Below are 6701 nucleotides of genomic sequence, written 5' to 3' on the forward strand. Positions count from 1 at the left end.
TATATATTGTATAAATATGTTTTTGAATAATTTTCAATAGATTTCTGAATTTCTACTAGAATAACTTACCCAGAATATTGAGAAAACTCAAAATCCTGGGTAAGATGTTTACTAAATTTCTAAAGTTATATTATTGACTAAAGAAATTATTTTGTGATACGTACAGTATAATCAGCAGTATTCTTTATTGCACCATCCATGATAGTTACACGTACAGTAATATCATAAGAAGTTACAGCACCTTCTGGAGCTTTTAGAGTCTGTGTACCATTTGCTTTATTCATCAACAGTAATGCACCGCTTTCAATCTGAGCTTCTACGTCAGCATAACCTGTGGTTATAACTTCTGCTGAGATTTCAGCGTCTGTCACACCTAAATTATTACCAATAACAGCAGGCTTATTATTTAAGAATGCTGCAAGACCACTATATTCTTTATTCTTTTCTCCTGTACCTGTTAATGCAGCTGCAACTGTAACATAAGAGCCATCAAATCCAGAGCCGAATTGATGTTCAATAGCATCCTTAACAGTATTCTTGTCATAGAATTTCAATGTGAATCCATCTACAACAGAATATGGATGTATTGTGAACTCTGGCGATACAACTGTAAATTTACCTCCAAGTGGATATTCATACTTAGCAGTAATATCTTTAAGAACCTTACCATCTTTAAGAACATCATCCTTCACTGTTATTATACCACCTTCGGTGGCTGTTGTCTTAGAAGAATTAACTAACTTAAACTTAGCATCTGATGGATTTAAAGTGCTATAATCTGCAGTTAATGAATACAGTTGACCAAATGAAGAAGTGATATTAACAACGTTATTGCTTACAATAGTTCTGAATGCTACAACATTTCCATCCCAAATATTAGTTCTCTTAATGAACATTTCTTCGAATGATGGTACATTTACATTAAAGTTAGCTGCAACTTTCTTGATTTCATTTACTCCATCCTTCAAAGTCAAAGTCAGAGTATAAGCTCCCGTCTCTGCTTCTGAATTATAGCCTAAATCAGTTGTAAATTCAATATAATTCAAATCAGAAGCGGCATCAACTCCAAATTTAAATTCTTCTTCTTTATCTTTGTCTTTATAAGCTTTTAATGTACAATTAGAATATTGATTATAATAATCACTAATAAGTCGGGTACTAAATAGACCAATCTCATCTTTTGCAATAGAAAGATCAAATCCATAAATTTGATTAGTAAATTCTCCTGAATTATTATCATATACAAATCTCATCTTCTGTACATCGTCATAAGAGAAGACACCGTCAACATTAATCATCATAGATTTTGTCGTACCAAGTGTGACTTTATGATCTGCAACAGAGATTTCTCCAGCTTCAACTTCAGAACCTGCAAATTGTATACTTCTAACAGTTTCAAAAGTTTTACCGTTAACACCTAATACATGTACAGTTACATTCAAGTATTGTCCAGCTGCTTTCTCCGAACCTTTTATCGTAAGACCATCAGCTGTAACATCTAAGGCTTTAGCCCTATCTGCTTCTGCACCTTCAAAAGTAAGATATGCGTCTGCAACAATATTCTGATAACTTCCTTTGTTTTGTTTTACAGTAAACTTATTTTCTTCTGTAAAACTCAATTCATAAAGACTTGAATTGTCTGAAGTAGTAAAAATAAGATTATTATCTACATCCTGATTGACATTTTTGTAACCAGTAGCAATAGTAAACTTATATGGTGAAACAACCTTTCCGTTCACTTCGAGAGCATATAGAATTTTATCGTTTTCATACATATAGTTAGTTATAGAGTTTCCATCTTCACTAACTTTAATATCTTTTAAATTTACAGCAAGATTCCAGTCACCTGTAACAGATACTGTACGTGTTGCAGGCTTACCCTCTTCTGCTACATTCTTGGCTGTTGGTACAACATCTGCGTCAGCATAATTACCTTCAGTATCAACAAGCCTCAAATCTTGCTGATCAAGTTCGTATGTATAAGGTTTTACAGAAATTGTTATTTGATCATTATCATTTGATAACAATACGGTACCTTTAGGTAATGTCTTACCTTTCCATTCTACACCCTTATCATCTGATACCATACCCCATGTAGAGCCGCCAAAATCTGTATTATCAATATTTATTTCAAGATTAGTAGCTGCTTCCTGAGTCTTAGGAAGTTGGTACTCTTTTCCGTCAACAGAAAGAATGATGTAATCACCTTTATCTGTAGCGTAAACTTCATTATATTTTGCTTTTACAGTAGTTTTCTCTGATACATAATCATTTTTTTCTGCATCCCATTTATAAACTACCCAATAACCATCTTCACTAATTTCAGGAGATGGACAATCTTTTCCAGGTTCACCTGGCTGTCCCGGTGTACCTGGCTGTCCTGGTTCACCTGGCTGTCCCGGTTCACCCTGATCTCCTTTTTCTCCCTTTGCACAAATTCCAGTATCTTTCCACGTATTGCCACCATCTTCACTCATTTCCCAGTTGAAGTTGGTTTCATTGATTCTCCACATAGTACCTGGCTTTCCGTCCTGACCAGCAGCTCCGTCTTCGCCGTTGATACCTTTAATTTCTGTAGTAGAACCATCGCTCATTGTTACAGTGAAACCGTTTTCGATAGGTGAGATAGAAGTAACCCACTTACCTTCGCCGACAAGTTTCTGCAATGCTGCGATTGCATCTTTGTTTGATGTAATCTGTTCCTGCAAGTTGTTGATTTCGTCATCATAGTCCTTACAAGAAGTAAAAGTTCCTGCTGAAGTCACCAAAAGAGCTCCAAACAGAAGTGCACTTAAATACTTTTTTCATGATAAAAAAATTTTAATTTATAAATTAAAAGAATTAAATGGTTATAATTCAACTTATTATAAACAAAACATATAGAAACAAGTATCATGGTAAATGGTTGAAAATCTGGAGACATTTGTGGGACATTTTCAGACAACGATACAGCTATCGACCCGCCCCAGAAGGCTTCTGAGTGCGATTTTGGCGTTATGGAAATATCGTGCCGACAATTCAAACTTATAATCATAATATAGTATCTTGTAAAATTCTGAAAAGTATTGGAAAGTTGGCATATTCCCCACATTTTTCCTTTTTAAAAGGAAAATATTTAGTATATTTGTCCTTTAAAAAAGGAAATACCATGAGAAAGGATATTATAAAATCTTTAATAGCGATAAAGCAGAATGAAATACCTTTTGACGTTATCGATAGAGACACCAAACTGCCTTTAGGACGTAAAAAGATTATAACCGTCCCCGGAGTGCGGCGATGTGGAAAATCCACAATGATGGAAATAGCAATAAACGAACTTGTAGCTGGCGGAGTCCCTGCCAGGAACATTTTATGGTTAGGTTTTGATGATGAACGATTAAAGAACATGGACGCGTCCGAACTGGATGAAGTCGTTGTTTCCTATATGGAAATGTACCCTGACGTGGATTTCAAGGATGTACATGTCTTTCTGGATGAGATACAGTTGATAAAGGACTGGGAATACTTTGTACTGCGCGTTTACAAATCATATTGCAAGAACATTTATGTATGTGGAAGCAATGCCACAATGCTCTCAAAGGAACTATGTTCCGCATTGAGAGGATATCCGTTGGAGTATGAGACTTTCCCTCTTTCATTTAGTGAATATTGTCGCTTTACCGGTGTGAAAACCGATAGTTATCTGGAGCAGGACATGGTCCGGCTGCGCAATGCATTCCTGGAATATAACAGCGGAAGTTCCTTCCCGGAAATTGTCCTTACGCATACGCGTTCCGAACAGATAAAGCTCCTGCACGGATATTTTGATACAATGATTCTTAAGGATCTGGTAGAGCATTACAAGATTTCCAATATCGGCGTTGTCAGATATTTCGTAAAGAGGATAATGTCCAATCTCACGAAACCAACATCAATCAATGCCATATATAAGGACATAAAGTCGCAAGGACTAAAGGTCACGAAAGACGACCTTTATCTATGGGCAGATTATGTATGTGATATTTTCATGTTCATAAGAATTTCAAGATACGAGCGCTCCCTCGTCAAGGAGCAGAAATCCCTTGACAAATATTATTGTATAGACAACGGTCTGCGTGGCGCTGTCATCATGCCCCAAAGCAATGACAATGGGAAGAACCTTGAGAACAGCGTCTTCATGCATCTGTACAGGAACCGTCTGCCGTCAGAGAAGATTTCCTATTATCAGGGGAATTGTGAATGTGATTTCGTAATCCAGCGTGAGGAGTATGTTACGGAGCTGATACAGGTGACATGGGACATGACTGATGCTGAAACAAGAGAGAGGGAAATAAAAGGTCTGATTGAGGCTTCGTCTGCAACAGGATGTGATAACTTGAAAATCATAACCAGTGATTATGAGGCTGTTCTGGAAATAGAAAATAAAAAAATTGATGTAATCCCGGCTTGGAAGTGGATGAGATGAGTCTTACTAAATAAGTTTACGAACGGTATATACAGGTATTGTGTCGACAATTCCAACTTTCACATGATAACCGGTCAGGAATAGTATCTATTTGTATTCGTATATGTAAAACAATGAACAAAGGAAAAAGCTTTCTTTTATGGTGTTTCAGTTGAAAATGAGAATTTTACTGACAGAGTAAAGGAGATTATGGATATATATAACTTGGGGACAAAGTCTAATTTTACCCGCATAAAAACACCCTTATAGAAAAAGAGCTAAGTGAATTCAGCAATCCCCCATGCCGGATGTCAAAAAGTGATTTATATTTTTGTGAATATTTGTGTTTGCATTATATTTGCGGAAAGTAACGCTAATACATTGAACTATGGTTAAAGACAGTTTTGCCGGCGACAGATATGTCAATCCTTATACAGATTTCGGGTTTAAGATGCTCTTCGGCTCGGAGATAAACAAGGAACTTCTGATAAGTTTCATCAACAGCCTTCTTGGCGGCAAGGAAATGATATGCGACCTTAATTACCTCAACACCGAGCATTTGGGTACGTCGGAGCGTGACCGCCGCGCCGTGTTCGATGTATATTGCGAGAATGAGCGTGGCGAGAAAATCCTTGTTGAGATGCAGCGCGGTGAGCAGCAGTACTTCAAGGACAGGAGCATCTATTACTCCACTTTCCCGATCCGTGAGCAGGGTCTTAAAGGCGAATGGGATTATAAGTTGAAAGCCGTCTATGTGATAGGCATACTCAACTTCAAGTTCAGCGACGATACTACGGACTACTATCACCATAATGTTAAACTTGTTGATTTAAACACCAATGAAGTGTTCTATGACAAGCTCACTTTCATTTATCTTGAAATGCCAAAGTTCAACAAGACAGAAGATGAGCTTGAGACCATGTTCGACAAGTGGATGTTCGTCATCAGAAACCTTTCCCGTCTGATGGAACGTCCCGCGGCATTGCAGGAAAGGGTCTTCACCCGTCTTTTTGAATCGGCCGAGATAGCTAAATTTTCCAAGGAGCAGTATGAGGAGTACGAGGACAGTCTCAAGGTGTACCGTGACTGGCTGAACACTATTAATACTGCTGTAATGAAGAGTCGTGCCGAAGGTCGTGCCGAAGGTAAACTTGAAGAGAAAATGGATATAGCCAGGAAACTTAAGAATTCGGGAATTTCCTTTGATGTGATATCAGTAAGTACAGGTCTTTCGGAAGAGGAAATATCTTCTCTTTGATGTTGTCGGTAGAGCCATCAAACTGCCTCCTTTCTTAACTGATAATATCTTGTCTGTATCAATATAAAATTGTAATAAATAAACAAAATATTATCAGCACTTGATTATATGCTCTACAGTGCAGACGATGTAGTGTGTATATGAGTTTGGAGTTTTGTTACTGAATGATTTTGTTCAATAGTGACTATAATGAGTTTTGTATTATATTTGTGAACTACAATCAATAAAATCATTATTTTATGGGACAGTTTCTTGCAATAGGTTTAATGCTCGGAGTAGCTGTACGAAAGGACTACATACGTAAGCATGTTAATGAAAATCGTACAGAAGAGTATATCCTCAATCAGATAATTGAGAAATTGCGACTTGAGGACTTCAAGAGGATAGAACACGATTGTTATTATGAGTTCGAACTTGACAGAGACTTGCTCGATAAAGAGTTAATTACATTTCTGAAACGTTTTTATTCAATAAGATATATCGGTAAATGCAAATATGAAAGTGAATTTGTAATATCCAAGTTGGAGAGCCTTTCTACTATTGATGAGCGCCTTGAAATCCTGAAAGACAGATCTTTTCAGAGTTACCAGGATGATTCCAAATATGAATATTTTTATGTTGATGATGACAATTGGCATGAGATACCATATAATGCAAGGGAGATGATTCTCAGTATTGACGGAAAAATTATGATGGAGTGTTATGATGAGGTTTTTGATTTTTTCCGCCGTTGCATAGTCTCCCAGTTGTCCGATTTGAAGCTTTCTAATGCTATAGACGTTTATATAAGCGGCTGAGGTCTCTTATTTATGGTTCATCCGACATTTCGCGTGATGCGGCAATCATGGAGTGCATATAACCTCAATTCAAAGTATCGTTCATCCCTAAATCCATATGCCGCTCTCTTCAAGACCTTTATCTTGTTGTTGATTCCTTCTACTTTTCCGGTCGATATATGACAGTCGTACCATGCGAGTATGCCTGTTCTGTGTGCCATTACTGTGGCTGCCATCTTCACCA

Annotated in this window: 5 protein-coding genes; 3 read left to right on the forward strand and 2 right to left on the reverse strand. The window is 37.1% G+C overall.

What is annotated here, in order from left to right; translation table 11 throughout:
• Positions 1-146: 146 nt before the first annotated feature.
• Positions 147-2765, reverse strand: a complete 2619-nt coding sequence (locus tag I6E24_RS14790; protein ID WP_394800416.1) for a collagen-like protein — start codon at positions 2763-2765, stop codon at positions 147-149.
• A 383-nt stretch (positions 2766-3148) separates the two neighbouring features.
• Here I6E24_RS14790 and I6E24_RS14795 point away from each other — a divergent pair, with 383 nt between their 5' ends.
• The 3 genes from I6E24_RS14795 (at position 3149) to I6E24_RS14805 (ending at position 6478) form a co-directional block, all read left to right on the forward strand.
• Complete coding sequence (locus I6E24_RS14795) at positions 3149-4444, forward strand: ATP-binding protein (RefSeq protein ID WP_235329338.1); 1296 nt, start codon at positions 3149-3151, stop codon at positions 4442-4444.
• 367 nt (positions 4445-4811) lie between these two features.
• Positions 4812-5681 (forward strand): Rpn family recombination-promoting nuclease/putative transposase, encoded by an 870-nt coding sequence (locus I6E24_RS14800; protein WP_235329340.1) that lies wholly within the window; start codon positions 4812-4814, stop codon positions 5679-5681.
• A gap of 239 nt (positions 5682-5920) precedes the next feature.
• The gene (locus tag I6E24_RS14805; RefSeq protein ID WP_204405159.1) at positions 5921-6478 is read left to right on the forward strand and encodes a hypothetical protein; all 558 of its coding nucleotides are present in this window, start codon (positions 5921-5923) and stop codon (positions 6476-6478) included.
• 17 nt (positions 6479-6495) lie between these two features.
• Here the strand turns inward: I6E24_RS14805 and I6E24_RS14810 are convergent.
• The coding region (locus tag I6E24_RS14810) for a transposase (RefSeq protein ID WP_235329342.1) at positions 6496-6701 on the reverse strand (206 nt) is incomplete at its 5' end.

Origin of the sequence: Bacteroides caecigallinarum, assembly GCF_021530995.1 — a bacterium.
Classification (GTDB): domain Bacteria; phylum Bacteroidota; class Bacteroidia; order Bacteroidales; family Bacteroidaceae; genus Phocaeicola; species Phocaeicola faecigallinarum.

What these genes read in the sequence shown, in the direction of transcription:
- I6E24_RS14795 (WP_235329338.1), top strand. Translation starts at nt 3,149, where the DNA reads ATGAGAAAGGATATTATAAAATCTTTAATAGCGATAAAGCAGAATGAA.
- I6E24_RS14800 (WP_235329340.1), top strand. Translation starts at nt 4,812, where the DNA reads ATGGTTAAAGACAGTTTTGCCGGCGACAGATATGTCAATCCTTATACA.
- I6E24_RS14805 (WP_204405159.1), top strand. Translation starts at nt 5,921, where the DNA reads ATGGGACAGTTTCTTGCAATAGGTTTAATGCTCGGAGTAGCTGTACGA.